Raw genomic sequence first — 3,659 nt, 5'->3', positions numbered from 1 at the left:
AACTTCTTCTTGTGAGGAGTCGGCTTCATCTGTATAAAGTGCCGATAGACTCGTGCTAGATAGCGAGATGGTTCATACAGTTCCCAGAAGCAACTGACGTATTCACGAGCCAATTCTTCTAAAGGACGACTGGGGATAAAATTGGTCAGCGTTGTCTGATGGATATTCGCCTCTTCACTCCCCTCCAGCAAACGACCCTCTTTTTGAAGTCGATGCCACAGTGCCGTATTCGGCAAAGCCTGAAGCATACTGAACAGTGCTTGAGGAATTGCCGTCGCTTCCACAAAATCAATGATCCGACGACCTGCCCCAGGCTTTTCACCATCAAAGCCAATGATGAAACCAGCCATCACGCGCAAACCCACTCGATTGATTTTCTGAACCGATTCCATCAGCGAATTGCGCGTATTTTGGAATTTCTGAGTCATAGCCAGACTCTCTGTGTCCGGTGTTTCAATGCCCAAAAACACTGCACTGAAGTTAGCAGCGACCATCAAATCGAGCAATTCCTCATCCTGTGCTAAGTCCACCGAGGCTTCCGTCGAAAGGCGGAAGGGGTAGCCGCGAGCTGCCATCCAGGGACCGAGTTCGCGCAGCAAGAGCTTGACGTTGCGCTTGTTGCCGATGAAGTTGTCATCAACCACAAAAATGGAGCGCCGCCAGCCCAAGTCATAGAGAGCCTGCAATTCAGCAAGCAGTTGCGCGGGGGTTTTCGTGCGTGGCTTCCGCCCATAGAGAACAATGATGTCGCAGAACTCGCACTGAAAGGGGCAACCCCGCGAAAACTGCACTGACATATCGTTGTAGGCGCTTAAATCCAGCAGGTCGAATCTGGGAATGGGTGTATTCGTGACATCGGGCTTTTCGCCATTAGAACGGAATACCCCCTGTGTTTCACCCCGCTCTAAAGCCTCGACTAGGAGCGGCAGGGTAATCTCGCCTTCGTCTAAAACCAGAAAGTCCACCCCGGCTTCCTGTGCCGCATTTGGAACTGAGGTAACGTAGGGGCCACCGACCGCCACTAATTTGCCGCGCTGCTTTGCTTCGCGGATCAGGTGTAGCATATCGGGTTTCTGGACAATCATCCCGGAGATGATGACAAGGTCTGCCCAAGCCCAGTCTGCTTCAGTCTCAAATTTAACGTTGCGGTCTACTAAGCGGAACTCCCAAGTTTGGGGCAGAATCGCTGCGACTGTGATCATCCCCAGCGGAGGAAGCGATACCTTCCGTCCGATTAGTTCCAGCGCTTTGTCAAAAGACCAGAACGATTTGGGAAATTGTGGATAGAGGAGCAGTACACGCATCACGCACTCCAAAAAAGGGGTTAAGCAAACGGCTAGTCATAGGGCAATCTCAGGTTAAGCCTGGTATTGCTATGCACTAATCGTTGGTTTATACAATAAGTCCCGAACGGCTACCATTCCTGCCACCAAACGATCCATTTCCTCGTGAGTGTGGAGAGCGTTGACGGTAATGCGGAGGCGGGGTTTGGCAATAAACCAAATCGGAGAGACCCAAAGACCGCGCTCTTGCAAAAGTTGTCTGCCAAAGACCTTGGGATTAATTTCTGACGGTAAAATGACTGGGACAACGTTTGTCTCGCCAATTGCGGCAAAATCATTTTCAGCTAAGCGCGATCGCAAGTAGCGGGTATTTTCCTGTAGCCTTTGGACTCGTTCTGGCTGTTGACGAACGATACGGATGCTTTCTAAGGCAGCAGCCGTGGTTGGTGGCGGTAAAGAAATGGTTCCAATTGAGGTAGGAGAAACATTCAGCAGGGGTTTTAACTCTGCGACGTGGCTGCTAATGGCGGCTCCGGCTGAGGCGGCAAACTTAGAGAAAGTCGTCATAATCAGCGGCACGACGCCCCGCTCAATCGCATAACTGGGCAAAATGCCAAAATGCTCGTAGATCCCTCTGCCCGTGGCTCCAATGGCACCGCTGGCATGAGCTTCATCCATTACTAGCACGCTGCCCTCATATTTTTGCAGGACACCGATCATGTCGAGCAGCGGCGCGATATCCCCATCCATTGAGAATACGGCATCGGATACAACCAGAATGCGATCGCCAGGTCGGGCATATCGATGCAGTTTCCGCGCTAAATCCTCCACATTACAATGGCGGTAAGCTTTTACACGGGTGCGGGGACTATTGCCAAACACTTTTCCGGAACGAGTCCCGGCATTGACGACGGCTGAGACAATGCAGCCATGATTGAGGACATCGGTGAGAATCAAAGTTTCGCGAGTGTTCTGAAATCCCGGTACGGGAATTGCCAAGTGGCAGAAGGCATCCATTAAGGCTTGCATCGCCATCCAAGCGTTCAGAAATAGCTGGGTATGGGGCAGATGCTTAAAGGCGGAAATCTCGTCCTCTAGCTGTCGATGCAGATCGATTCGACCGCTCAAGACGGAGCAGGAGCTGTTTGACGTTCCGTATTTCAGGATGGCATCAATGGCACCTTGCTTAACGGCTTCTTCGTGAACTAACCCTAAAACATCATTGGTGCAAAAGCTGAGAACGGTTTGACGCTCACCCGTCGCCGCGTCTTCAATCTCGACTGTATTCCCCTGCTTCTCGTGACAGATATATTCATCAGGGTCAAGTCCGCTCGCGTACCAATGCTGGACATATTCTTTGACAATTTGCACAAGTTGACTCCTCTCAGCTTTTACCAGATCGGCGATCGCCTCTGGCTCAACAGTAATATTTGCCAGACTCAGTTTCTGCTATCCAGGTCTGACGAAACGCCCAAAGGAATAAGATTTCATAGTGTTTATGAATATATTGCTCCAGCTCACTTGACCGCAGGACTGAGAAAGGGCTAGAGGATACGCCGCTGCTAAGATTGCCTTCATCCGAGTGAATTTTCTTGGGTTAGTTCAGATGGCTCTCTTGCAATCGCCTCACGAGAGAGAAATAGACTTTTCTGAATTCCCCTGATGATTTTGCGATTGACTAGATTTTTGCACAAATTTCTCATGTTGCCGGACAATTAGCCGCTGGATAGCAATAATCGCTGGATTTATTTCTACATAACGTCGCTGGGGATTGGCTAAATAGGTTCGCTGCTCGCTTTCGATCATCTCGATGTCTTGAGCGAGAAATTTCAACAACACAAAGCGCGGGAGCAGGATTTGCAACAAAGGCTTGAGCGGGTTGAGTACCCATTTTGGCAGGCGGACTTTGAAAAAGAAAAAGGCAAAAGAGCGGCTCTCAGTTAAGCCAACGGGCAATCGCATCAAGTATAGGGCGGAAACTCCTTGGAGAACGGTATAAAAATGAGGGTATCGATACTGAATCGAGATCGGTAAGGTGGTTACTTCGTCAGCGCGATCGCTCAATCCGAGAAACTGAGCCATGCGACCTTTGTAGGAAACATTGTATTCGGCGCAGACTGCGGCGTCCGTCTCTCGCAGACTTGTTAGCACCGGATCGAACCAACCCTGCAATTTTTGGTGCAGGAAACCATGAAAAACATCCATCGTGTTCTCATTGCAGATGGAAAAATGGGCTTGGAAGTGGGCACTCACTGGCACCATTAACCAATCTGGCTCGTCAAATTCAGGGATATCCGGCGGCTGACAGGTGGTGGCGAGGGCGCGATCGCCAGGGAAGATCCAGATAAGATTATATTTTTCTTGCACTGGATAACT

General features: G+C 50.2%; 2 protein-coding genes and 1 pseudogene. All 3 read right to left on the bottom strand.

The window, feature by feature from the left end; genetic code table 11:
- Positions 1–1,304: radical SAM protein (locus H6F50_RS00720; protein ID WP_190425206.1), on the bottom strand; the 1,304-nt coding region annotated here is incomplete at its 3' end.
- 69 nt (positions 1,305–1,373) lie between these two features.
- The gene (locus H6F50_RS00715; RefSeq protein ID WP_190425203.1) at positions 1,374–2,654 is read right to left on the bottom strand and encodes an aminotransferase class I/II-fold pyridoxal phosphate-dependent enzyme; all 1,281 of its coding nucleotides are present in this window, start codon (positions 2,652–2,654) and stop codon (positions 1,374–1,376) included.
- A 255-nt stretch (positions 2,655–2,909) separates the two neighbouring features.
- Positions 2,910–3,659 (bottom strand): annotated as a pseudogene (locus tag H6F50_RS00710) (aromatic ring-hydroxylating dioxygenase subunit alpha); the annotation flags it as partial.

Source organism: Coleofasciculus sp. FACHB-712, assembly GCF_014695635.1.
Classification (GTDB): Bacteria; Cyanobacteriota; Cyanobacteriia; order Cyanobacteriales; family FACHB-T130; genus FACHB-T130.
This window is presented reverse-complemented; position numbering and strand designations above follow the sequence as displayed.